The sequence below is a fragment of the Streptomyces sp. NPDC101219 genome (assembly GCF_044767675.1).
In the GTDB taxonomy this organism is placed as follows: domain Bacteria; phylum Actinomycetota; class Actinomycetes; order Streptomycetales; family Streptomycetaceae; genus Streptomyces.
On sequence record NZ_JBIWOK010000027.1, the window covers coordinates 33,204 to 57,977 of the forward strand.

The 24,774-nt window shown below is 71.9% G+C and carries 18 protein-coding genes and 2 pseudogenes; 14 read left to right on the forward strand and 6 right to left on the reverse strand.

Annotation, left to right across the window (positions count from 1 at the left end; all coding sequences use genetic code 11):
• Position 1 precedes the first annotated feature (1 nt).
• From narH to narI, 3 genes are read left to right on the forward strand one after another with little or no spacing between them, the layout of a single operon-like run.
• Entirely contained in the window at positions 2-1,705 is a 1,704-nt protein-coding gene (gene narH, locus ACIRPP_RS31595) for a nitrate reductase subunit beta (protein ID WP_403650099.1), read from the forward strand.
• Positions 1,702-2,376 (forward strand): nitrate reductase molybdenum cofactor assembly chaperone, encoded by a 675-nt coding sequence (narJ, locus tag ACIRPP_RS31600; protein ID WP_403650102.1) that lies wholly within the window; start codon positions 1,702-1,704, stop codon positions 2,374-2,376. The genes narH and narJ overlap by 4 nt, the downstream gene beginning before the upstream one ends.
• Positions 2,373-3,140, forward strand: a complete 768-nt coding sequence (gene narI, locus ACIRPP_RS31605) for a respiratory nitrate reductase subunit gamma (RefSeq protein WP_403650105.1) — start codon at positions 2,373-2,375, stop codon at positions 3,138-3,140. Before narJ ends, narI begins: the two co-directional genes overlap by 4 nt.
• A 273-nt stretch (positions 3,141-3,413) precedes the next feature.
• Here narI and ACIRPP_RS31610 read toward each other — a convergent pair whose 3' ends face one another.
• Positions 3,414-4,295, reverse strand: coding sequence for a universal stress protein (locus ACIRPP_RS31610; RefSeq protein WP_403650108.1), 882 nt, complete (start codon positions 4,293-4,295; stop codon positions 3,414-3,416).
• Between the two features lie 288 nt (positions 4,296-4,583).
• Positions 4,584-5,471 carry a universal stress protein gene (locus tag ACIRPP_RS31615; RefSeq protein ID WP_403650111.1) on the reverse strand — a complete coding sequence of 296 codons (888 nt, stop codon included), beginning with the start codon at positions 5,469-5,471 and terminating at the stop codon, positions 4,584-4,586.
• A 9-nt stretch (positions 5,472-5,480) separates the two neighbouring features.
• Here ACIRPP_RS31615 and ACIRPP_RS31620 point away from each other — a divergent pair.
• From ACIRPP_RS31620 to ACIRPP_RS31630, 3 genes and pseudogenes are all read left to right on the forward strand, one after another.
• Positions 5,481-6,222 (forward strand): annotated as a pseudogene (locus ACIRPP_RS31620) (carbamate kinase); the annotation flags it as partial.
• 124 nt (positions 6,223-6,346) lie between these two features.
• On the forward strand, positions 6,347-7,267 hold the full coding sequence (locus ACIRPP_RS31625) for a universal stress protein (protein WP_403650114.1): 921 nt from the start codon (positions 6,347-6,349) through the stop codon (positions 7,265-7,267).
• A 438-nt stretch (positions 7,268-7,705) separates the two neighbouring features.
• Positions 7,706-8,335 (forward strand): hypothetical protein, encoded by a 630-nt coding sequence (locus tag ACIRPP_RS31630; RefSeq protein WP_403650117.1) that lies wholly within the window; start codon positions 7,706-7,708, stop codon positions 8,333-8,335.
• A gap of 1,034 nt (positions 8,336-9,369) precedes the next feature.
• Here the strand turns inward: ACIRPP_RS31630 and adhE are convergent.
• From adhE to ppdK, 4 genes are all read right to left on the reverse strand, one after another.
• Positions 9,370-12,009 carry a bifunctional acetaldehyde-CoA/alcohol dehydrogenase gene (gene adhE / locus ACIRPP_RS31635; RefSeq protein WP_403650119.1) on the reverse strand — a complete coding sequence of 880 codons (2,640 nt, stop codon included), beginning with the start codon at positions 12,007-12,009 and terminating at the stop codon, positions 9,370-9,372.
• A gap of 187 nt (positions 12,010-12,196) precedes the next feature.
• Positions 12,197-12,844 carry a CBS domain-containing protein gene (locus tag ACIRPP_RS31640; RefSeq protein ID WP_403650122.1) on the reverse strand — a complete coding sequence of 216 codons (648 nt, stop codon included), beginning with the start codon at positions 12,842-12,844 and terminating at the stop codon, positions 12,197-12,199.
• 93 nt (positions 12,845-12,937) lie between these two features.
• Positions 12,938-13,321: a hypothetical protein gene (locus ACIRPP_RS31645; protein WP_403650124.1), complete on the reverse strand. Its 384-nt coding sequence runs from the start codon at positions 13,319-13,321 to the stop codon at positions 12,938-12,940.
• A 130-nt stretch (positions 13,322-13,451) separates the two neighbouring features.
• Positions 13,452-16,148, reverse strand: coding sequence for a pyruvate, phosphate dikinase (gene ppdK, locus ACIRPP_RS31650; protein ID WP_403650127.1), 2,697 nt, complete (start codon positions 16,146-16,148; stop codon positions 13,452-13,454).
• Between the two features lie 232 nt (positions 16,149-16,380).
• Here ppdK and ACIRPP_RS31655 point away from each other — a divergent pair, with 232 nt between their 5' ends.
• The 8 genes and pseudogenes from ACIRPP_RS31655 to ACIRPP_RS31690 form a co-directional block, all read left to right on the forward strand.
• Complete coding sequence (locus ACIRPP_RS31655; RefSeq protein WP_403650130.1) at positions 16,381-17,325, forward strand: universal stress protein; 945 nt, start codon at positions 16,381-16,383, stop codon at positions 17,323-17,325.
• Positions 17,326-17,630: 305 nt separating this feature from the next.
• Positions 17,631-19,889, forward strand: a complete 2,259-nt coding sequence (gene pflB, locus ACIRPP_RS31660) for a formate C-acetyltransferase (RefSeq protein WP_403650133.1) — start codon at positions 17,631-17,633, stop codon at positions 19,887-19,889.
• A complete protein-coding gene (pflA, locus tag ACIRPP_RS31665; protein WP_403650136.1) occupies positions 19,886-20,632 on the forward strand; it encodes a pyruvate formate-lyase-activating protein in 747 nt (248 codons plus the stop codon). The genes pflB and pflA overlap by 4 nt, the downstream gene beginning before the upstream one ends.
• 94 nt (positions 20,633-20,726) lie before the next feature.
• Positions 20,727-21,425, forward strand: a complete 699-nt coding sequence (locus tag ACIRPP_RS31670; RefSeq protein WP_403650139.1) for a response regulator — start codon at positions 20,727-20,729, stop codon at positions 21,423-21,425.
• Between the two features lie 5 nt (positions 21,426-21,430).
• On the forward strand, positions 21,431-21,688 hold the full coding sequence (locus ACIRPP_RS31675; RefSeq protein WP_403650141.1) for a hypothetical protein: 258 nt from the start codon (positions 21,431-21,433) through the stop codon (positions 21,686-21,688).
• Positions 21,689-21,732: 44 nt separating this feature from the next.
• On the forward strand, positions 21,733-23,490 hold the full coding sequence (locus ACIRPP_RS31680) for a GAF domain-containing protein (RefSeq protein WP_403650143.1): 1,758 nt from the start codon (positions 21,733-21,735) through the stop codon (positions 23,488-23,490).
• Positions 23,491-23,578: 88 nt separating this feature from the next.
• Entirely contained in the window at positions 23,579-23,779 is a 201-nt protein-coding gene (locus tag ACIRPP_RS31685) for a hypothetical protein (RefSeq protein ID WP_403650146.1), read from the forward strand.
• Positions 23,780-24,550: 771 nt separating this feature from the next.
• Positions 24,551-24,774, forward strand: a pseudogene (locus ACIRPP_RS31690) (hypothetical protein); the annotation flags it as partial.

Here is a 24,774-nt window from a genome sequence, read left to right on the forward strand (position 1 = left end):
GATGCGTGTCATGGCCCAGATGGCGATGGTGATGAACCTCGACAAGTGCATCGGGTGCCACACCTGCTCGGTCACCTGTAAGCAGGCGTGGACCAACCGCACCGGCGTCGAGTACGTGTGGTTCAACAACGTCGAGACCCGGCCCGGCCAGGGCTACCCCCGCCGCTACGAGGACCAGGAGACCTGGAAGGGCGGCTGGGAACTCAACAAGCGTGGGAAGCTCGCGCTGAAGGCGGGTGGCCGGTTCAAGAAGCTGATCACCATCTTCTCCAACCCCGTCATGCCGTCCCTGGACGACTACTACGAGCCCTGGACCTACGACTACGAGACCCTGACCAACGCCCCGCTGCAGGAACACACCCCCGTCGCCCGCCCCAAGTCCCTGATCACCGGCAAGGACATGAAGATCGCCTGGTCGGCGAACTGGGACGACAACCTCGGAGGATCGGCGGCGACCGGCGAGAAGGACGTCCTCCTCAACGAGGTCTCGGAGAAGATCAAGCTCGAGTTCGAGCAGACCTTCATGTTCTACCTGCCGCGCATCTGCGAGCACTGCCTCAACCCGTCCTGCGCGGCGTCCTGCCCCTCCGGGGCGATCTACAAGCGCGAGGAGGACGGCATCGTCCTGGTCGACCAGGACCGCTGCCGGGGCTGGCGGATGTGCATCACCGGATGCCCCTACAAGAAGGTGTACTTCAACCACCGCACCGGCAAGGCCGAGAAGTGCACCTTCTGCTTCCCCCGCGTCGAGGTCGGCCTGCCCACCGTCTGCTCCGAGACCTGCGTCGGCCGGCTGCGCTACATCGGGCTCGTCCTCTACGACGCCGACCGCGTCCTGGAAGCCGCCTCGACGCCTGACGAGACCGGCCTGTACGAGGCGCAGCGCAAGGTGTTCCTCGACCCGCACGACCCGACCGTCATCGCCGCAGCCGAGAAGGCCGGCATCCCGCGGGACTGGATCGATGCCGCGCAGCGCTCCCCGATCCACGCCCTGATCAACACCTACAAGGTGGCGCTTCCGCTGCACCCGGAGTACCGCACCCTGCCCATGGTCTGGTACATCCCGCCGCTGTCCCCGGTCGTCGACGCGGTCCGTGACACCGGCCGGGACGCGGAGGACCACGGCAACCTCTTCGCCGCCGTGGACGCCCTGCGCATCCCCGTCGACTACCTGGCCCAGCTGTTCACCGCCGGCGACCCGGCTCCCGTGGACGCGGTCCTGCGCCGGCTGGCCGCCATGCGCTCCTACATGCGCGACATCAACCTCGGCCGCGAACCGGACGCCTCCATCCCCGAGTCGGTCGGCATGGGCGAGGAGCAGATGTACGACATGTACCGGCTGCTCGCCCTCGCCAAGTACGACGAGCGGTACGTCATCCCGGCCGCCCACGCCGAACAGGCCCATAGTCTCGAGGAACTGGCCACCGAGTGCAGCCTCGACTACGAGGGCGGCCCCGGCATGGGCGGCTCCGGCCCCTTCGGCGAGACCTCCGGCGGCGCCGCCCCCATCGCGGTGGAGAACTTCCACGCCCTGCGCGACCGGCAGACCGCCGACACCCCGGCAGCGCCCACCGACAAGGCCGCCCGCGTGAATCTCCTGAACTGGGACGGCAAGGGCTCCCCGCCCGGCCTGTTCCCGGACCGGCCATCCGACGGCAGCAGCGCCGACGGGGACAGCGACGGGGAGGTCGATCCGAAGCCGTGAAAGCCTTCAAGAAGAAGACCACCCGCACCGATCGCACCGACTCCTGGCACCCCTACGCCTGGCAGGCCCAGTCCTTGCTGCTCGCCTACCCCGACGAGCAGTTCGAGCAGCGCCTGACCCTGGCCGGCCGAGTCGCCGCTTCCCTGCCCGAACCGGTCGCCGGCCCTCTGCTCCGCTTCACCGCACACGCAGAGCAGACCGCCACCGCCGACTTGACCACCGCCTACGTCGCCACCTTCGACCACCGCAAGCGCTGCTGCCCCTACCTCACCTACTACGCCCACGGCGACACCCGCAAACGGGGCCTCGCCCTGCTGCGCCTGAAGCAGACCTACGCCGCGGCCGGCTGGCGCCTGACCGACGACGAACTGCCCGACCACCTCGCCGTCGTACTCGAATTCGCCGCGACAGACCCGGCCACCGGAGCGCGCCTGCTCACCGAGCACCGCGCCGGACTGGAGCTGCTGCGCCTGGCCCTGAACGACGACGGCTCCCCCTGGGCACACGTGCTGGACTCCGTCTCCGCCACCCTGCCCGCACTCGCCGGCGACGACCGCGAAGCCGTCCTGCGTCTCGCCGCCCAGGGCCCGCCCGAAGAACAGGTCGGTCTCGACCCGTACGCGTCGTCCCCCGTGTTCCTGCCCGACCCCGTCGTAGGAGGCCCCCGATGACCGCGTTGGCGCATCCCCTCACCCTGGCGGCGGAGTCAGGCACCGGGGGCATCTTGTTGTGGGTGGTCCTGCCCTATGTCGCCCTGGCTGTCTTCGTCCTCGGCCATGTCTGGCGTTACCGCTACGACAAGTTCGGCTGGACCACCCGCTCCTCCCAACTGTACGAACGGCGCCTGCTGCGCATCGGCAGCCCGCTGTTCCACTTCGGCATCCTCGTCGTACTCCTCGGACACATCGGGGGCCTGCTCATCCCGAAGAGCTGGACCGAGGCGGTCGGCGTCAGCGAGCACATGTACCACATCGGCGCGGTCGTCCTCGGCACGATCGCGGGTGTCGCCACGCTCGGCGGAACGGCCATCCTGATCTACCGCCGCCGCACCGTCGGCCCGGTCTTCTCCGCCACCACCCGCAACGACAAAGCCATGTACCTGTCTCTGACGGTGACCATCGTGCTCGGCCTGGCCGCCACGGTGGCCGCGAACGTCGTGGGCGGAGGATACGACTACCGCGAGACCATCTCCCCGTGGTTCCGTTCCATCTTCTACTTCCAGCCCGATCCGGACCTGATGACCGGCGCGCCGGTGCTGTTCCAGCTGCACGCGATCAGCGCCCTGCTGCTCTTCGCGGCTTGGCCCTTCACCCGGCTCGTCCACATGCTCACGGCCCCGCTGGGCTACCTCACCCGCCCCTACATCGTCTACCGCAGCCGCGACACCCGGCTCGGCGCACGTCCCCCGCGCCGTGGCTGGGAACGCGTGGGGTGACGAGAAGAACCGGATCGCTCCAGGTCACGACCGACGAGTCGTAGCGAGCCGATGCCGGAGGTGCTGTTCCCGAGAGCCCGGGTGCGCCGCGACGGCCGGGTGCTCGACGTCGAGGCCCGCCGTCTCAACCGCCGCCGGCACCCGGCTTCGGCCGTGGTCGGGGCCCGTGGCCGGGCGGCGTCGAGCAGGTCCGCCACGTCGGTGGCCTCCCGCTCGTGGCGTCTTCGCAGTGAAGTGAGGGCGGGGCGAGGGCTGCGGCCCGCCGGGGCCCGGTCACTCCTTGCCGCGGACGACGGTGACAGGGCAGTGGGCGTGGTGCAGCAGGGCCTGGCTGACCGATCCCAGGAGCAGGCCGGTGAAGCCGCCGCTGCCGCGGGCTCCGGCCACCACCAGCTGGGCCTCCTTGCTGGCGTCGATCAGCGCGTTGCGGATCCGGGACCGCGTCAGGCGCCGCTCGACGGTGACCTGCGGGTAGCTCTCCTGCCATGTGGCCACGGTCCGGTCGAGGAGCTGCTGTTCGGCCTCCCTCAGCCGCTCGGCGTCCGCCACCACCGAGGTCAGCGGATCGCCGGGTCCCTCGTAGGCGCGTTCGCTCCAGGTGTTCCACACGTGCAGTGCCACGAGCGGGGCGCCGCGCAGGGCGGCCTCGGCGAACGCGAACTCCACGGCCCGTTCCCCGGCCGGGGAGCCGTCCACGGCGAGCAGCACCGGTCCGGCCGGGTCCGGCCGGCCGCGCACCACCATCAGCGGGCCGTGGCCGTGCGCGGCCAGATGGACCGCAGTCGAGCCGAGCAGCAGCCCGGAGAAGCCCGTGAGGCCGCGGCTGCCGACCACCGTCAGCGCCGCCGACCGCGACTCGATCTCCAGGACCTCGATCGGGTCACCGGGCACCACCGAGCGAGTGATCTCGATGCCGGGTGCGACCGCGTGCGCGCTCTCCTCCGCCCGGGCCAGTCGTCCGTCCACCATCGGTTCCAGGCCGTGGTCGGCAGGACTCCACGGCGCCGCGCCGGACGGCAGGTGCGCGGACGGGCGGCCGATGGCGTGGACGATGCGCAGCGATGTGCTCCGCAGGCGGGCCTCGCGGGCCGCGACATCGACCGCCGTGAGACTCGACGCCGAGCCGTCCACTCCCACGATCACCGGATCACTCACTGTGCTCTCCCTCTTCGGGAGGCCGCGGATGCGGCCCCTCGCTTTCACCCTCCAGCAGGATGATCATCAAGGTCAAGCGCTGACCAGGTCAGGACCCGGGACGTTCGACCCCGGCCCGACCCTGGCCCGATCCCGGCCCGACCCCGGCCCGATCCTGCCCGGCCGGACACCGAGGCGCCCGTACTCGGGTGGCCTGCCGCGCTTGCCGAGGGCACCGAGTAGGGCGGGGCCCCGGGGTGGATCCCCGCCCGGCACCGCCCCGAAGGACGGGGCGGTGGGCGAGGCGTGTCAGTGAGAACCGTCCGCTCCCCGCACCACCGCCACCGGGCAGTGCGCGTGGTGCAGAAGGCTCTGACTGACCGATCCCAGCAGCAGACCCGCGAAGCCGCCCCGGCCCCGGGCACCCACCACCAGCAGCTGGGCGGAACGGCTCGCCTCGATCAGCGTCTCGCGCGGACCGCCGTGCACCACCTTGCGCTCCACCACCACGTCCGGACAGCGCTCCTGATGGCCGGCGAGCGTTTCGGCCAGCAGCCGCTCCTCAGCCTGAGCCAGTGCACCCGGAGGGTTCGCGTCCGGCTCCGACGGGTCCTGAGGAGAGGGCAGTGGGGCGTTCCAGTTCGTGTAGGCGTGCAATGCCAGAAGAGGCGCCTTCCGCAATGAGGCCTCGGCGAAGGCGAACTCCACAGCCCTTTCGCCCGCGGCGGAGCCGTCGACGGCGAGCACCACCGGACCGTCGTCCTGCGGCTGCTCGCGCACCACCAGCACCGGGCACCGGCCGTGCGCCGCCAGGTGGACCGCCGTCGAGCCCACCAGCAGGCCGACGAACCCGCCCATCCCGCGGGAGCCGACCACGACCAGCTCGGCGGCACGGGACTGGGCCTCCAGCACGGTCAGCGGTTCACCGGTCACCACGACGTGACTGACGTCGACGTCCGGCGCCGTCGCACGGGCCCGTTCCACCGCCTCGGTCACCAGACGGTCGACCATGCCGCGCAACCCGCCCTCCGGCGGGCCCATCGGCGACGGTCCCAGCGGCACGTGCATCGCGGGCCACAACCACGCGTGCACCACGCGCAGTGCCGCCCCGCGCAACCGGGCCTCCCGCGCCGCCACCTCCACCGCCGTGAGACTCGACGCCGATCCGTCCACGCCGACCACCACGACACCGCTCACCGTGCCTCCTCGTCCGAGTCTCCTGTTTCCACGGCCGGCCTCCCTCAGGACACCGTCAGCCGACAAGGGCCGGGGCGGATCCGCTCGGAGGCCGTCCGGATCATCCCACAAGCCGGGAGACGTACGACCACCGACGGTGTCCCGTACGGCCGTTGCCGCCGCCGGGTGTCCGTCGGCCTTCGAGCGGCCCACCGAGTTCGTCGGCCGGGCCCACTCACGGGAGGGGGCGCACGCGCTCGCCCGCGAGCGCGGCTGGCACATCGCCAAGGACACCACGGGGTGGCGCCGCGTCGTGCCGTCCCCGACGCCCGAGGCCATCGTCGAGGCGGACACCGTCCACGCACTGCTGAGCAGCGGCACCCTGGCCGTCTGCGCCGGCGGCGGAGGGGTTCCGGTGACGGCCGACCGTGGCACCGGCGGGCTGACCGCGGTCGAGGCCGTCGTCGACAAGGACCTCACGGCAGCGCTCCTGGCCGAGGAACTCAAGGCGGACCTCCTGCTCATCCTCACCGACGTCCCGAACGTCTACGCAGACTTCGGCACGGCCGGCCAGCAGCCGGTGCTCGACGTGACCCCCGCACAGCTTCGGGACGGCGCCTTCCCCGAGGGGTCGATGAAGCCCAAGGCCGAGGCCGCCGCCCGGTTCGTGGAACGGACCGGTGGTCTGGCCGCGATCGGAGCCCTCGATGCCGCGTACGCCATCGCCCACGGAACGTCGGGGACGCTCGTACGGCCTGAACTCGCCCTCTGACGACGGTGGGCGGCGAACCGGTGGGCCGGACACCGGGACCGTCGGATGCCGGGCGAGGACCAGCGGCCCCTGCCGCCACCGCCCCGCGGAACGAACACTCGAAGCAGCCTGAAGGAGGTTCACCATGACCCGCACCATCACCGTCGGACTGGACGGCTCGCCCGCGAGCGTGGCTGCCGCGGACTGGGCCGCACGCGAGGCACAGCTCAGGGACCTGCCCCTGCGGCTCGTGACCGCATGGCAGTGGCAGCCACCCGCCTACGCGCCGCCGGCCGCACTCGGCGTGCCGGTGCCGCCGAGAGACCTCCAGCACGCAGGAGCGCAGCGCCTGCTGGACGAGACACGGAAGCGCGTCGCCGAACGCCGTCCCGGGCTGCGGATCGACACGGACGAGATCTCCGGGTTGCCCGTCCCTGCTCTGCTGAAGGCCGCCGAGGACGCCGAGCTGCTGGTCCTGGGATCCCGCGGACTGAGCAGGACGGCGGGATTCCTGCTCGGTTCCGTCTCCCTCCCCGTCCTGGCCTCGTGCAGGCGGCCCGTCGTCCTCGTCCGGGCCGCCGGACAAGGCGGGAAGGAAGACCGGCCGGAGCCCTCGGCACCAGGACTCTCCGCTGCCACCGACCACCGCGACGTCGTCCTCGGCCTCGACCTGCACAAGCCCGACGACGCGGTGATCGACTTCGCGTTCGACGCGGCTTCGCGGCGCGCCGCACGCCTGCGGATCGTCCACGGCTGGACGCTGCCGCCCTACACCTACGGCGGCGACCTCATGCCCGGCCTGAACGACCGCACGGCCGCCCAGGTGCGGCGCGAACTGGCCGACGTCCTGCGGCCGTGGCAGGAGAAGTACCCCGCCGTGGAGGTCAGCGCGCAGGCCACGGTCGGTGGTGCGGGCGGCCACCTGATCGACGCCTCCTACGACGCCGCTCTCGTGGTCGTGGGCCGGCGGGTCCGCCGGGCGGCGGTCGGTGCGCGCATCGGGCCGGTGACCCAGGCGCTGCTTCACCACGCCGCCGCTCCGGTAGCGGTGGTCTCGCACGACTGACCGGAAGAAGTACGCGGGACGACGGCCGTTCCCAGGGGGACGGAGTCCCGGGTGAACGGCGTGCCGACGCGCGGCACTCGCGGGGTGCGAGGCCCCGGCCACGCCTGCTCGGGTCCCCGGCCCGCCCGTGACGCGGGCGGGCCGGGGACCCGCCGTGCACCGGCGGGGTCCCCGGCCCGATCACGCCCCGCGCAACGCGCCGCACGGGCTGCCGCCCGGACCGCCACCGAAGCCCCCGGCACAGCTCGTTGGTCAGGGCCGGCCTCGGCACAGCCGATGACCGTCCCGCGCGCCGCCGGTCGTGGCCGAAGGTCCCTGCTGTCCGGGACTGTTGAGTCCTCGGGTGCGGACCTTCGGCGTCGGGTGCGGGGTGGCGGGAGCCGGGAGAGTGGGTGGTGTCGGGAAGCAAGCCGGAGTCCGTCCGAAGGAGTCACTGTCATGGCCGTGCACCAGTCCACGCACCGTGGTTCGGGTTTTCACCTGCCGTCGTTCCGCCGCGACCGCGCGGTTTCCGCGCCGGAGGCGGCTGTGCCGGCGGAGGCCGGCGCGCTCACCGCACGGGCCTATGTCCTGGCCTCGGTGCGGGTGTTGATGGGGTTCGTCTTTCTGTGGGCGTTCCTCGACAAGACGTTCGGCTTCGGTTATGCCACCGCGTCCGGCAAGGGCTGGATCGACGGGGGCTCGCCCACGGAGGGTTTCCTGGGGCATGTGGCGGTCGGTCCGATGGAGTCGACGTTCCACGCGTGGGCCGGGGCGGCGTGGGCGGACTGGCTGTTCATGCTGGGTCTGCTGGGGATCGGGCTGGCCCTGACTTCGGGGGTGGCGCTGCGCCTGGCGGCCTTCGCGGGCACGGTGATGATGGCGTTGATGTGGGTGGCGGAGTGGCCGCCGGCGAAGCACTTGTCGGACGGGTCGGCGAGCATGTCGACGAACCCGTTCGTGGACTACCACCTGATCTACGCGGTGGTGCTGATCGCGCTGGCCGCGGTCTCGGCCGGTGACGCGCTGGGTCTGGGCCGCCTGTGGGCCCGGCTCCCGATCGTCCGCGACCACCGATGGCTGCGTTGAACCAGGCCGGTGAGACGGACCCCTCCCAAGGACCCGCCCCACCAGCACGCCGACAGGCCCCCGGCGGGAAGTTCGCCGGGGGCTGTCCCGCGGCCGTCCGCCTGTCGGACGGCCCGCGATGACGACCGGCGAGCCCGGCCCCGCAGGGCACGCTCCGGGGCACGGGACGGTACGCGAGGCGCGCCCGAGGAAACCCGGCACACCAAAGGAAGCACGGTGAGGAGGAGACGTATGGACGTAGACGAAGTGCTGCTTCCCGGCGTGGGGCTGCGCTGCGGGTTCGTCCAGGGCTGAACCGTGCATGCCCCGTCACCCTGTTGCGGAACCGGGCTTCACATTGACCGCGTTGAGCCTGCTCGGCGCGGTCACCAGACGCTTCGCCCCGACACCCGTAGCGCTGTACCTGCTGGCGGGACTCGCCTTGGGCGACGGTGACGGTGGATCGCGCCGGTCCCGGCGGCCCGTGCGTTCGTCGACACCGGCGCCGCGATCGGGCTGATCCTCCTGCTGCTGACTCTCGGTCTGGACTTCACTGTCCGGGCATTCACGGCCGGCTTGCGCCGTCACCGGTCCTCCGCGGTCGTGGACCTGGTCCTCGACGCCGCCCGGGCGCCGCGGCGGGATGGCTGCTCGGTCTCGACGCCGCGGGCGTCCTCGCCCCGGCCGGTGCGACCCATGTCTCGTCCTCCGGCATCATCGCCCGCCTTCTCGGCGATCCGCGCAGACTCGGCAACCGCGAGGCGCCGGCGGTGCCGTCGGTGCTGGAGGGGTCCACGACCAGATCGGGGCGCGGGTACGCGGTGAGGGCTTCCCGGTGTGCCGCGACGATCGGTGTCACGGCGATGTCAGAGGTCCCCGCGCAGCTCCACGACGGTCGTGTCACCAACGTCCCGGGACAGCACACCTAGGGCCCGATGGTCCGTGCGCCGGGGTCGTGGACCCCTCCGGCATGTCGGCCGGTACCGCCCGGCACGGCGAAGCCGCCGCGAGGAAGCGGTCAGGCTCCCGTACGGCGGCTTCCGGCACTGCCGTGTTCAGCCGTGGTAGGCGGTGCGCATGAGTTCCTGCATGTCGTCGAGCATCGGCATCCTCGGGTTGGCGGGTGCGCACTGGTCCTCGTAGGCGTTGAGGGCCTGCTGGGGCAGGGCGTCGAGGAAGGCGCGCTCGTCGACGCCGAGGGCCTGGAACGTCGGCTCGATGCCGACGGCGTCGCGCAGGCGCTCGACGGCGGCGGCGAGGGATTCCACGCCCTCGGCCGGGGTGGCGGCGGGCAGGCCGAGAGTGCGGGCGATGTCCTGGAAGCGTTCGGGGGCGCGGTAGTTCTCGTACTTGGGCCAGCCGGTGAGCTTCGTGGGGACGGTGCCGTTGTAGCGGATGACGTGGGGGAGCAGGACCGCGTTGGTGCGACCGTGCGCGATGTGGAAGGTGGCGCCGAGAGTGTGGGACATGGCGTGGACGATGCCGAGGAAGGCGTTGCCGAAGGCCATGCCCGCGATGGTGCCGGCGTTGTGCATCTTCTCCCGGGCCTCAGCAGCCTCTCCACGGTTGTTCACCGATGCCTCGAGATGGCCGAAGATCAGACGGATGGCGTGGAGGGCGAGGCCGTCGGTGAAGTCGTTGGCGTAGACGGACACGTACGCCTCGATGGCGTGGGTGAGGGCGTCGAAGCCGCTGTCGGCGGCGAGCGCCGGGGGCAGGGCGGTGGTGAGGAGGGGGTCGACGATGGCCACGCTGGGAGTCAGCGCGTAGTCGGCCAGCGGGTACTTCTTGCCGGTGGCGGGGTCGGAGATGACGGCGAAGGGGGTGACCTCGGCGCCGGTTCCGGAGGTGGTGGGCACGCACACCAGGCGGGCCAGCCTGCCCAGGGTGGGGAAGCGGAAGGCGCGCTTGCGGATGTCGGAGAACTTCTGCCGCATGTCGGCGAAGTCGATGCCGGGCTGCTCGTACAGCAGCCACATCACCTTGGCCGCGTCCATGGGCGAGCCGCCGCCGAGTGCGATGAGCGTGTCGGGGCGGAAGTCCCGCATGAGGTCGGCACCGTGCTGTACGGAGTCGATGCTGGGTTCGGGCTGGACGTTGTCGATGATCTGGAGGGTGACCGGTTCCCGGCGCCGTTGCAGGACGCGGCTGATCCGGTCGACGAATCCGAGACGGGTCATGGTGGCGTCGGTGACGATCGTGACGCGGTGGACGTCCGGCATGGAGGCCAGGTAGCGGATGGCCTGCGGCTCGAAGTAGATCTTCGGCGGGACCTTGAACCACTGCAGGTTGTTGCGGCGGGTGGAGACCCGCTTGACGTTGAGCAGCTGGGCGGCGGAGACGTTGTTGGACACCGATGTGCTCCCCCAGGAGCCGCAGCCCAGGGTGAGCGAGGGCAGCAGACCGTTGTAGACGCCGCCGATCGCACCCTGCGAGGACGGCGAGTTGACGATGATCCGCACGGTCTTCATCCGCTTGCCGTACGCCTCGGCCATGGCGGGGTCCCCGGTGTGGATGACGGCGCTGTGGCCCTGGCCGTGGAAGGCGACCATGTCGGCGGCCAGGTCGAAGCCGTGGCGCTCGTCCTCGGCGCGCAGCACGGCGAGGACCGGGCAGAGTTTCTCGCGGGTCAGCGGCTCGTCCGGGCCGACGCGTTCGGCCTCGACGAGGATGACCGAGGTGTTCTCCCGAACGGAGAACCCGGCCCGTTCGGCGATCCAGGCGGGGCTCTGTCCGACGGCGGACGCGTTGACCTTGGGCTCGCAGCCGGCGCCCGGTCCGGCGGTGGCGGGGAACAGGAAGGACTCCAGCTTCGCCTTCTCCTCCGAGGTGGCCAGGTGGGCGTGGAGGGTGCGGAACTCGGCGAGCGCCGCGTCGTAGATGTCGGTGTCCAGGATGACGGCCTGCTCGGAGGCGCAGATCATGCCGTTGTCGAACGCCTTGGACAGCACCAGGTCGTTGACGGCCCGGCGCAGCTTCGCGCTCTTGTGCACGTACGCGGGAACGTTGCCTGCGCCCACGCCGAGGGCGGGCTTGCCGGCCGAGTAGGCGGCCTTGACCATGGCGTTGCCGCCGGTGGCGAGGATCAGTGAGACGCCCGGGTGCCGCATCAGAGTGCGGGTGGCCTCCACCGACGGCTGCTCGATCCACTGCACGCAGTGCTCCGGCGCTCCCGCGGCGACGGCCGCGTCCCGTACGACGCGGGCGGCTTCGGCGCTGCAACGCTGGGCGGAGGGGTGGAAGGCGAACACGACCGGGTTGCGGGTCTTCAGCGCCAGCAGGGCCTTGAAGATGGTGGTGGAGGTCGGGTTCGTGACGGGGGTGACCGCGGCCACCACGCCCACCGGTTCGGCGATCTCGACCATGTCCTCGATGTCGTCGCGGGCGATGACCCCGACGGTCCTCAGGTGCCCCATGCTGTGCGTGACGTGCTCGCAGGCGAACATGTTCTTGACCGCCTTGTCCTCGAACACCCCCCGCCCGGTCTCCTCGACCGCCAGACGGGCCAGCGCGGTGTGCTGGTCCAGGGCGGCGACCGACGCCTTCTTCACGATGTGGTCGACCTGCTCCTGGGTGAGACCCTCGTAGTCGGCGAGTGCCTTGAGGCCGGCCGTGACCAGACGGTCCACGGCGACCGCGGTGTCGGACGGGGCGTCGGTCCCGCGGTCCTTGGTCCGCACGTTCTGTCGGGTCATGGTGGTGTGCCTCCGTCGTCAGGGGCCGCCGCGGTGTACGGCGGCGCCGCTCTCTGCCTTCACTGTTCTCCGACAGCGCCTGCCGCAGGAGGCGTCGAAGGGCCCCTTCCGTGTCCGTCCGGCCCGGCCCGGCAGGGACTGCCGGCCCGGGCCGGACGGAGCCACCGCACGGCCGCGCCCGCCGCGTTCACAGGCTCCCGACCCGAGCGGGTGGGGTGGCCGCCGCACAGTCGTCGGTGTGGAAGGTGAGGCGGTTCACCACGCCGACCACGCCTTCGAGGCGCCAGGCGGCGTGAATGAGCTCCGGCACCTGACTGCGCCGTTCGACACGGCCGGCGAGGGTGACGACACCGTCGCGCACGGAGACGAGGACGGCGTCGGACGGCAGCGCCAGCGTGCCGACGACGATGTCCCCGGTCACCTGGCGGCGGATGTCGTCGTCCGCGCGCAGGAAGACCCGGAGGAGGTCGCGGCGGGTGGCGATGCCGATGAGGCGGTCGGCTTCGTCGACCACGGGCAGCCGTTCGACGCCACGGCGCTCCATCAGCCGGGCCGCGTCCGGCACGGTCTGCTCCGGGTGCACGGTGATCGCGGGGCTCGACATCACGTCCTCCGCCGTGAGGGCGGGAGGAGGCGCGAAGCCTTGCCGGTATGCCTGGACGCGTACCAGGTCGCTCCCGGACAGGACGCCGAGGACCTTGTCGTCGGCGTCGATCACCGGCAGCCCGCTGATCCGGTGGTGGTCGAGCAGCCGCACGACCTCCTTGAACGGTGTCGTCCGGTGGGCCTGGACGACGTCCCTGGTCATCACTTCACCGACGGTGTGAGCGGTCATGGCGGATTCTCCTTCACGGGCGCGGACGGACAGGGCCGGAGCCGGTGGCTGGCTCCGGCCCTCCCGCCGGGTCGGGCAGGCGCGGTGCGGCGCCTACTTCTGCGGGCCGCCGCGCCACGGGGGCGGCGCGGCCGTGCGGCGGGTGGTGTCGCCTCGGTGGGCGACGCGTTCGGTGGCGGCGCGCAGCCGGTCGTGGAGCCGGTCGGCGAGTTCGCGGGCGGTCGCCTCGCGGGCGTGGACGACGACGAGGTCGCCGCCCACCCGGATCTCGGCGCCGGCGGACCAGGGCTGTGCGATGTGGTGGGCCGTGGCCCTGACGATGCGCACGTCGCCGCTGACGGGCGGCAGTCCGGGCCGGTCCAGGGCGGCGCCGACCTTCTCGCGGAGATAGGCGAGGGACTCCTCGTCCACCCTGCCGTCGGCGCGCACCCGCACGGTGGCGGTGGTCTCACGGGTACCGATGTCCTTGGCGGTCATGTGATCCACTCCCTGTGATCGTTCTGCGACACCTCAAGACTGCCGCGCTTGCCATCCGTGTCCCAGAGGCGACCGACCCGGTGGGAGGGGCTCCTCGGCCCCTGGGCTCAGGGCCGAGGAGCCCAGGGCCTCACCTGCTGTCGCTCCCTTCGGTCTCCTCCAGCGCCGCCCGGCCCGCCTCCAGCCGCGCCACCGGCACCCGGAACGGTGAGCAGGAGACGTAGTCCAGTCCCGCGGTGTGGAAGAAGTGCACCGAGTCGGGATCACCGCCGTGCTCGCCGCACACACCGATCTTGAGGTCCGGGCGGGTGGCGCGGCCCTCGGCGACGGCGATGCCCACCAGCCGGCCGACCCCGTCACGGTCGAGCGTCTCGAACGGCGACGTGGGGAACACGCCCTTGTCGAGGTAGGCGGAGAAGAACTCGGCTTCGACGTCGTCACGGGAGAAGCCCCAGGTGGTCTGGGTGAGGTCGTTGGTGCCGAAGGAGAAGAACTCCGCCTCCTCGGCGATCCGACCGGCCGTCAGGGCCGCCCTGGGCAGCTCGATCATGGTGCCGACCGGGCAGTCGACGCCGGCCCCGGACGCCTGCGCGACCTCGGCCAGCACCCGCCGCACCTCCTCGCGCACGAGGTGCAGTTCCCGGACGTCCCCGACGAGCGGGACCATGATCTCCGCATGCGGATCTCCGCCGCTCAGGAGGCGCTCGGCGACGGCCTCACCGATGGCCCGCACCTGCATGGCGACCAGGCCGGGGACGACCAGTCCCAGGCGTACGCCGCGCAGGCCCAGCATCGGGTTCTCTTCGTGCATGCGGTTGACCGCGGTCAGCAGCTCGACGTCGTGCGGGTCCGGTTCCTCGTCACGGGCCTGAACAGTGGCGATCCGCACCGCCAGTTCGGTGTGGTCGGGCAGGAACTCGTGCAGTGGCGGGTCGAGCAGCCGGATGGTGACCGGCAGGCCGTCCATCGCCTCCAGGATGCCGGTGAAGTCCTGCCGCTGAAGGGGGAGAAGGTCTGCCAGGGCCCGGTCGCGCTCGGCGTCCGTGCCCGCAAGGATCATCTGCTCGACCAGCTTGCGGCGCTCGCCGAGGAACATGTGCTCGGTGCGGCACAGGCCGATGCCCTGTGCTCCGAACCGGCGGGCGCGGGCGGCGTCCTCGGGAGTGTCGGCGTTGGCCCGCACCTCCAGGCGCCGGACGGTGTCCGCGCGGGACAGGGCCCGGGCCACCGCGTCGACCACGCGGTGCGCGCCCTCGTCCTCCCGGCCGCCCTCCAGGAACCGGATGACCGCCGAGTCCACCAGCGGCACCGATCCCGGGTACACCGCTCCCGCGGAGCCGTCCACCGAGACGACGGTGCCCTCCTCGACGACGGTGCCGTCCGCAGTGGTGAAGCGGCGGGCCTCGGTGTCCACGGTGAGTTCCTCGGCGCCGCACACGCAGACCTTGCCCATGCCGCGGGCGACGACGGCCGCGTGGCTGGTCTTGCCGCCCCGGCTGGTGAGGACCGCCTGGGCGGCGATCATGCCGGGCAGGTCGTCGGGGGTGGTCTCCTGCCGGACCAGGACGACCTTCTCGCCGGCCGCGGCGCGCCGTACGGCCTGGGCGGAGTCGAAGACCACGGTGCCGACCGCCGCGCCGGGGGAGGCCGGGACACCGCGGGCGAGCGCGGTGCCGGTCGCCGAGGTGTCGAAGCGCGGGAACATCAGCCGGGCCAGGCCCTCCCCGTGCACTCGGGCCAGCGCCTCGTCCGGGGTGACGAGCCCTTCGTCGGCCAGTTCGGCGGCCAGCACGAACGCGGCCTCGGCGGTGCGCTTGCCGACCCGCGTCTGAAGCATCCACAGGGTGCCGCGCTCGATCGTGAACTCGATGTCGCACAGGTCCCGGTAGTGCCGTTCCAGGGTGCGCATGTGCGCGCGCAGCCGGTCGTAGGACCTGGAGTCCAGGCGCTTCAGCTCGGCCAGCGGCACGGTGTTGCGGATGCCGGCGACGACGTCCTCGCCCTGCGCGTCGGGCAGGTAGTCGCCGTACGGGCCGGGGCGTCCGGTGGCCGGGTCGCGGGTGAAGGCGACACCGCTGCCGGAATCGGCCCCGAGGTTGCCGAAGACCATGCGCTGCACGTTGACGGCGGTGCCCAGGTCGTCGGCGATGTGCTCGCGCCGCCGGTACAGACGGGCGCGTTCGCCGTTCCAGGACTCGAACACGGCCAGCACCGCCCGGCGCAGCTGCTCGGCGGGCGACTGCGGGAAGGGCTCCCCGGTCTCCAGGCGGATCAGGTCCTTGTACGTCTCGACCAGCTCGGCCAGGTCGGACGTCTCCAGGTGCGTGTCCTCCTCGACGCCGCGCAGCCCCTTCAGGCGGGCGAGGGCCTGCTCGAATCGTGCGGAGTCGACGCCCATGACCGTGGCGCCGAACATCTGGACGAGACGGCGGTAGGAGTCCCAGGCGAAGCGTTCACTGCCGGAGACCTTGGCCAGCCCGAGGACGGAGTCGTCGTTCAGGCCGATGTCGAGGATCGTCTCCATCATGCCGGGCATGGAGAACCTCGCGCCGGAGCGGACGGACAGCAGCAGCGGGTCGTCCGGCTGGCCCAGCACCCGGCCGGCGGACGCCTCCAGGGCCGACAGGTGCGCGGAGACCTCCTCCCACAGGCCCGCGGGTTCGCTGCCCGTGGCCAGGAAGGCGCGGCACGCCTCGGTGGTGAGGGTGAAGCCCGGTGGCACGGGGAGCCCGAGCCGGGTCATCTCGGCCAGGTTCGAGCCCTTGCCGCCGAGGAGGTCGGCCATGTCACGGCCGCCCTCGGTGAAGTCGTACACGTAACGGACCATGACGTTGCGCTCCTCAAGCGTGGGGGCGTGATGGTTCCAGCGTCGGACGGGGGCGTGCCCGGCGCGAGGTGCCGGCCGTCCCGCCCGGGGGACCGGTCGGCCCCGGCTCGCACCGTCCGTCCCGGAAGGACCTTCGGGAGCCTCGCCGGGGCTGTACGACCCGTGTACCACCCGCTCGGCCGGGAGGACGCTCGAAGACATCGGAAGTCATCGACCCGGGAGGGGACACGTCATGCCGCACGACATCGTGGTGGGGGTCGACGGATCGGCCGAGGGCCTCGCCGCCGCGCACTGGGCGGCGCAGGAGGCGCAGCGGCGGGGGACCGGGCTCACCGTGGTCCACGCCTGGCACCGCCACGCCCGTCCCGCGCCGTACATCCCCATGGACAGCAACGAGCACAACTGGGCCGAGCAGCTCCTGCGAGAGGCCGTACGCAGTGTCCGTGCCGCCCACCCGGGTCTGCGGATCACCGACCGGCTCGTGTGCGACGCGACGGTCACCGCTCTGCTGGCCGCCTCGGCCGACGCCGACCTGCTGGCTCTCGGTTCCCTCGGCCTCGGGGCCCTGAGCGGATTCGTGACGGGCTCCGTGTCCCAGCGCGTCGTCGGCCGGTCCGCCCGCCCGGTCGTCCTGGTCCGGGCGGGGCGGGGCGCCGCCGATGAGCACCTGCCGGCCACGGACGGCGTCGCCCCGGAGGAGATCCCGACAACGCCCTACCGCCGGGTGGTCCTGGGACTGCGGACGGACCGTCCCTGCGACGAACTGATCGAGTTCGCCTTCGACGCCGCCCGCCGGCGTGACACCGGCCTGCGGGTGGTCCACGCCTTCCGGACGCCGTTCCGCCCCGCACCCGCTGCCTCGGCGCCCCTGGTGACCGTCGCCCCGGAGGGCCCGGCTCTCGTCCCGCAGCCGCGGGCCCGGATGCTGGCGGACGAGGAGCGCACCCTGACGGCGGTGCTGCGCCCCTGGCGGGAGAAGTACCCGACCGTCCCCGTGACCGAGACGGTCACCGAAGGACGCGCCACCGTCGCACTGGTGCGGGCCACCCGGAACGCGGGCCTCCTCGTGGTGGGCCGCCGTACCGCCGACCACCGGGTCGGTGCCCACACGGGCCCGGTCACCCACGCCGTCCTGCACCATGTCGGATGCCCCGTCGCCGTCGTCCCGCACGACTGAGGTGGCGCGGCACATCGGCCGGCCACCGGCCCGCCGGGGCCCACCGGTCAGTGCCGGCCCCGGCGGGCGCGAGGGGGCACCGGCACCGCGGCGTCACGGTCGGGCACGCGCACCGCGCCTCCCCGGCTGTCCGGCTTTCCCACGACGGAACCGTCCTGCGGTGCGCTGTTGTCGGGACAGGGGGCCGAAGGTCCCGGCCGACCGAGGGCGGAAGGGACCGCCCGGTGCCCTGTCCGGCACTCCTCGCCGCGATCCCGCACGACGAGGATCGACAGTGACAAGACCGTTCGAGGAGAGGACCTGAGATGACCGCGACGGTGACAGCCGGCCCCCGGACCGCCGACGCCTGGCGGCAGTTCGCCGGGAGCGGGTGGCGTGAGCGCATCGACGTGCGCGACTTCATCCAGGCCAACTACACCCCCTACGAAGGCGACGCCGCGTTCCTGGCCGGTCCGACCGAGCGCACGCTCGCGGTCTGGGGCAAGGTGGCCGCACTGTTTCCCGAGGAACGTCGCCGGGGCGTCCTCGACGTCGACCCGGGCAACCCGTCCACCATCACCTCGCACCGGCCGGGCTACATCGACCGCGACCGTGAACTGATCGTCGGCCTGCAGACCGAGGCCCCCCTGCGGCGGGCCATCATGCCGAACGGCGGGCTGCGGATGGTGGAGAACGGACTCAAGGCGTACGGCTACAAGCCGGACCCCTTCGTCACGCGCGTTTTCGGAAACTACCGCAAGACCCACAACGACGGCGTCTTCGACGCCTACACGCCCGAGATGCGGGCCGCCCGCAAGGTCGGGATCATCACCGGGCTGCCGGACGCCTACGGCCGGGGCCGGATCATCGGCGACTACCGGCGGGTCGCGCTGTACGGCACGGACCGGCTGATCGAGGCCAAGCGCGCCGAGCGGGCCCTGCTGGACGCGCGGCCCTCCGGCCCGGACGTCATCCGGGACCGTGAGGAACTGGCGGAGCAGATCCGGGCGCTGGGAGAGCTGACCGAGATGGCCGCCGCGTACGACTGCGACGTCTCACGTCCCGCCGCCACCGCGCACGAGGCGGTGCAGTGGCTCTACCTGGGCTTCCTGGCCGCGGTGAAGGAGCAGAACGGCGCGGCGATGTCGCTGGGCCGCACCTCCACCTTCCTCGACGTCTACCTCCAGCGGGACCTGGACGAAGGGCTCCTCGACGAGTCCCGCGCCCAGGAACTGATCGACGACTTCGTCATCAAGCTGCGGATCGTGCGCTTCCTGCGCACCCCCGAGTACGACGCCCTGTTCTCCGGCGACCCGACGTGGGTGACGGAGTCCATCGGCGGCCTCGGGGCCGACGGACGCACGCTGGTCACCCGCACCTCCTTCCGCTTCCTGCAGACCCTGTACAACCTCGGCCCGGCCCCGGAACCGAACCTGACCGTGCTGTGGTCGCCCCGGCTCCCGGCCGGCTTCAAGGAGTTCTGTGCGCAGGTGTCCATCGACACCAGCGCCGTCCAGTACGAGTCCGACGAGCTGATGCGCCCGCGCACCGGCGACGACACCGCGATCGCCTGCTGCGTCTCCGCGATGGCGGTCGGCAAGCAGATGCAGTTCTTCGGCGCGCGCGTCAACCTGGCCAAGGCGTTGCTGTACGCGGTCAACGGCGGCCGGGACGAGATGACCGGCGAACAGGTCGCCCCCGAAATGCCGGCGCTGACCGGGGAGTACCTGGACTACGGCGAGCTGTCGGCCGCGTACGACCGGGTGCTGGACTGGCTCGCGCGGACGTACGTGGACGCGCTCAACGTCATCCACTACATGCACGACAAGTACGCCTACGAGCGCATCGAGATGGCCCTGCACGACTATCCGGTGCACCGCTTCATGGCGTGCGGCATCGCCGGCCTGTCCGTCGCCGTGGACAGCCTGTCCGCGGTCAAGCACGCGCGGGTGAAGGTGTTCCGCGACGCGACGGGACTGGCCGTGGACTTCGAGACCGAAGGCGAGTTCCCGGCCTACGGCAACAACGACGACCGCGCCGACGCACTCGCCGTCGACCTGGTGGAGTCGTTCATGGCGAAGGTGCGCAAGCACCCCACCTACCGCGACGCCGAGCACACCCAGTCCGTGCTGACCATCACCTCCAACGTGGTCTACGGCAAGCACACCGGCAACACCCCCGACGGCCGGCGCGCGGGCGCCCCGTTCGCCCCCGGCGCCAACCCGATGAACGGCCGCGACCAGCACGGCGTCGCCGCCTCCACTCTCTCGGTGGCCAAGCTCCCCTACGAGGCGGCGCGGGACGGCATCTCCCTGACCACCACCATCACCCCGGAGGGCCTCGGCCACGTCCCCGAGGAGCGAGCGGGTCACCTGGTCGGCATCCTCGACGCCTACATGTCCTCGGGCGGCTTCCACATGAACGTCAACGTGCTGGACCGGGCGACCCTGGAGGACGCCATGGAGCACCCGGAGAAGTACCCGGAGCTGACGGTCCGGGTCTCCGGATACGCCGTCAACTTCGTCCGCCTGACCCGCGAGCAGCAGCTCGACGTGATCAGCCGCACCTTCCACGGATCGCTGTGAGCACCACAGTCGAGCCGGTCACGGGCCGGATCCACTCCTGGGACCTGTCCACGGGAGTGGACGGTCCCGGGACCCGGTTCGTGCTGTTCCTCAGCGGCTGCCCCCTGCGCTGCCTGTACTGCGCCAACCCCGACACCTGGCACATGCGGGACGGGAAACCGGCCACCGTCGACGAGGCGATGGCCGAGATCGAGAAGTACCGGGCCTTCGTCACCACCGCCGGCGGGGGAGTGACCCTCACCGGCGGCGAGGCCCTCCTCCAGCCGGCCTTCACCGCCGCGATCCTCCGCCGCTGCAAGGAGCTCGGACTGCACACCGCGCTCGACACCTCCGGCTTCCTCGGCACCCGCGCCACGGACGAACTCCTCGCCGACACCGACCTGGTGCTGCTGGACGTCAAGTCCTTCGACGCCCGCACCTACCGGAAGCTGACCGGCGGAGACCTCGCCCCCACCCTCGACTTCGCCACCCGCCTCGACCGGCTGGGCAAGCGCGTGTGGATCCGGTACGTCCTGGTGCCCGGCTGGACCGACGACGAGGACGCCGTCGACGGACTCGCCGGCTTCCTCTCCGGCCTGGGCAGCGTCGAGCGGGTCGACATCCTGCCGTTCCACAAGCTCGGTGCCGCCAAGTACGACGCCCTGGGTATCCCCTTCACCCTGCGGGACACTCCGGTCCCCGACGCGGCGCTCGTGGACCGGGTACGGGCTCAGTTCCGTGGACGCGGCCTCGCGGCCCACTGAGGCGGGCGGGCACGGGACCGACCGCCCCTGGACCTCGGCCGCCCTGGCAGGATGGGGAGTTCGACGGAGACCGAGGCACCACGAGGAGCATGCGATGGCGCACACCGAGCAGGGCGACAGCACGGGAAGCCCGATCAAGGTCTTCCTCCTGGACGACCACGAGGTGGTACGGCGGGGAGTGCACGACCTGCTGAACGACGAACCGGACATCACGGTGGTCGGAGAAGCGGCGACGGTGGAGCAGGCACTGATCCGGGTCCCCGCCCTGCGCCCCGACGTGGCCGTCCTCGACGTGCGCCTGCCCGACGGGGACGGAGTGACCGTCTGCCGTGAACTGCGGTCCAAGATGCCGGACCTGGCCTGCCTGATGCTGACCTCCTTCGACGACGAGGAGGCGCTCCTGGACTCGATCATGGCGGGCGCGGCCGGATACGTGCTGAAGCAGATCCAGGGCTCGGACCTGATCTCGGCCGTGCGGACGGTGGCCCGCGGCCAGTCGCTGCTGGACGCCAGCGCCACGGCCAGGCTGATGACACGGCTGCGGGGCGGTGGACAGCAGCCGGCCGAGGAGCCGGACGTCCTGCCGGGGCTGACCGACCGGGAACGCGAGATCCTGGACCTGATCGGCGAAGGGCTGACCAACCGGCAGATCGGCCAGCGGCTGTACCTGGCCGAGAAGACGGTCAAGAACCACATCTCCCGGCTGCTCGCCAAGCTCGGTGTGGAACGCCGCGTCCAGGCCGCCGTCATCGCCACCCAGGCACGCGACCGGACGCGGTCCGAAGCCCCATAGGAGTCGTGGCCGCCGGTCGGCGACGTACCCGTCCCCCGCCATCGGCTTCGGCCCGCGCTGTCGGCCTGTTCCTGCCGGAGCCGGCGGGCACGCCGGACGGCAGCGCCGTGCGCGTACCGGTCGAGGACGGCTCGCTGACCGACCTGATCGTGGTCCTCGGACCGGGCGGCGCGCGCGGAGGGATCAACGCCGCCCACCGCGGCCCGCACGCCGGCGCTGATCCCATATCGTCTCCCTGTTCGAGCCGATACCGTGGCAGGTGAACGGTACGGCTGCCGGCATGCGGTGGGGCGTTGGAGGATCAGCGTTGGAGAACGCCGAAGAAGCTCGCGAGGCGCGGGTACGACTGCCGCAACTGCGGCTGGACGAACTGCTGGAGGAACTGCAGGCCCGGCTGGACGCGGCGCGCGGCACCCGGGACCGGGTGCACAGCCTGCTGGAGGCCGTGCTGTCGGTCGGTCGCGAACTGGACCTGGAGCAGGCGCTCTACAGCATCGTGGAGGCGGCGGCGGCGCTGGTCGACGCGGAGTACGCGGCGCTCGGCGTCATCGGCCCCGACGGCGAGCGGCTGTCGGCCTTCCACACGGTGGGCGTCGACGAGGAACAGATCGCGCGGATCGGCCCCTACCCGGAGGGCCACGGCATCCTCGGCGAACTGATCCGCCACCCCGAGCCACTGCGCCTGGCCAGACTCTCCGACCACCCCGCCTCCTATGGCTTCCCGGCCCATCACCCGCCGATGAACAGCTTCCTCGGGGTTCCCATCCGGGTGCGGGACCACGTCTTCGGCAACCTGTACCTGACGGAGAAACGCGGCGGGCAGCAGTTCGACGAGGACGACGAATCGGTGCTGGCCACCCTGGCCGTGGCGGCCGGCGTGGCCATCGACAACGCCCGCCTGTACGAGGAGTCCCGGCTGCGCGAACGCTGGCTTCAGGTGAACGCGGAGGTCACCCACACTCTGATGTCCGGCGCGGACCAGGGCGGGGTGCTGCCGCTGATCGCCGAGCGGGCCAAGGAGATCACCGCCTCCGCCCTGAGCGTGGTGGCCATGCCGGTGAGCGGGACGGAGACACTCGTCGTGGAACTCGCGATCGGCCAGGAGGCCGACGTATGGCGCGGGGTCGTTCTGCCCGTGGAGGGCACGCTCATCGGGCAGGCGTTCGTTCAGCGGACCCCTGTCAGCAGCCCGGACGTCTCACGTGACTTCCGGGCCTCGGCCGGACCTCCGCGTTTCGAAGGGTTCGGGCCGGCCGTCGCCGTGCCGGTCAGTTCGGGCGACGAGACCCGCGGTGTGGTGCTGCTGGTACGGCAGTCGGGGGGCCTTGAGTTCTCCGAGAAGGAGACCGAGCCGCTCGAGGTCTTCGCCGCCCAGGCCGCCGTCGCCATGGAGTTGGCGGAACGCCGCGAGGACGCCGAGCAGATCGCCCTGCTGGAGGACCGCGACCGGATCGCCCGCGACCTGCACGACCTGGCGATCCAGCGGCTCTTCGCCACCGGCATGACGCTGCAGAGCGCCGACCGGTTCATCCAGCACGAAGGGGCCTCGGACCGGGTCCAGCGGGCCGTGAACGACCTCGACGAGACCATCAAGATCATCAGGTCGACGATCTTCGGCCTGCGCTCCCGGACGGACGACACGGCTCCCGGCCTGCGCTCCCGCGCGGTGCGCGCGGTCGGCGAGGCCACCCCGATGCTGGGCTTCGCCCCCAGCGTCCGCATGGAGGGCCTGCTCGACACGAACGTTCCCGCGGAGACCGCCGACCACGTCCTGGCCGTCCTCACCGAGTCCCTGTCCAACGTCGCCCGGCACGCCCGCGCCGACCGCGCCGACGTCGTGCTGGAGACCGACGGCAAGCAGGTCCGCCTGACGGTGACGGACAACGGCGTGGGTGTCCCGGCCGGAGGCCGCCGCAGCGGTCTGACCAACATGGCCGAGCGGGCACGCAAGCTCGGCGGCGACATGGAGCTGGAGAGTCCGGGAGGAAGGGGGACACGGCTCGTCTGGCACGCCCCGCTGGAGCAGTCCTCGGCCGACGCGGAGGGCGGCCGGCCCGCCTCGTGACGCACGGCGCCGGCGAGCGGACGTCCTCCGGCGACTCCTCAGGAGCGCTGCAGCGAGGTCGGCCGCTCACCGGGGCCATCCGCTCACAGTGCGCATTCCTCTGGAACTGTCCGTCGCGTCCGTCGCCTCCTGCGCCGCGCACCACCCGGGCCGGTACCTGGACCGCCACGGCCTCAGCCGGGACGGTCCGACCGTCCGAGTGGGCTTCCGCATGGCCGACGACCGACCCGCGCGGGTCGCCGCCCTGTCGGTGATCGTCCGCGCCCGTCCCTGCCCGACGAGCGGCTGATCGCGTCGCGCGCGGTGGTCTCCCACTGCACGGTGAGCAGCACGTTGGCCCGGGCTCCGGAGATCCAGGTGCATGCCGGGTGCGCTCCGGACGGCGGGGAGATGCCGCGCGGGAAGAAGCACGGACATGTCGATGTGGGCCGACCGGCCCGGCAGACGGGTCCACAGCGCCGTACTTCTGCAGAGCCCCGGCTGATGTCGTGCCGGCCGGGGCGTGCCGCAGGCAGGATGCCACCAGGTCGCGTGCGTTGCCGACGGGACCGCGCGGTGCACGATCACACCTCGCCCTCCACGACCGGGCCACGGTGAAGCGGGCCCTTCAAGGCCGTACCCGAGCCGGATCACCGAACGAGGACCGCGCAGCCCACGGACAGGTGCACGGCGCGGCCCACCGGATCGTTCTGGCGCAAGTGCCCGGCCCGCGGCGGCGCCGGTCCGCACGGTGCGGGTGCCGGCATCGAGACGGAAGCGCCGGGACTGGGGCGTCAAGGGTCGTGGAGCTCGTCGGGTCTCCTTCCCACCCACGTCCGAGGCCGGCCGGGCTGGTGGATGACCCTTCCCGGCATCGGCTCGCGTTCGCGCGTGCGTGAGAGCTCGGGCGTCGTCGCAGTGCCGTTCGGCTCCGTCTGTCGGTGGTGGCCGATGGTCCCTGGGGATTGGGGCTGTTGAGTCCTCGGGCGCGGACCTTCGGCGTCGGGTGCGGGGTGGCGGGAGCCGGGAGAGTGGGTGGTGTCGGGAAGCAAGCCGGAGTCCGTCCGAAGGAGTCACTGTCATGGCCGTGCACCAGTCCACGCACCGTGGTTCGGGTTTTCACCTGCCGTCGTTCCGCCGCGACCGCGCGGTTTCCGCGCCGGAGGCGGCTGTGCCGGCGGAGGCCGGCGCGCTCACCGCACGGGCCTACGTCCTGGCCTCGGTGCGGGTGTTGATGGGGTTCGTCTTTCTGTGGGCGTTCCTCGACAAGACGTTCGGCTTCGGTTATGCCACCGCGTCCGGCAA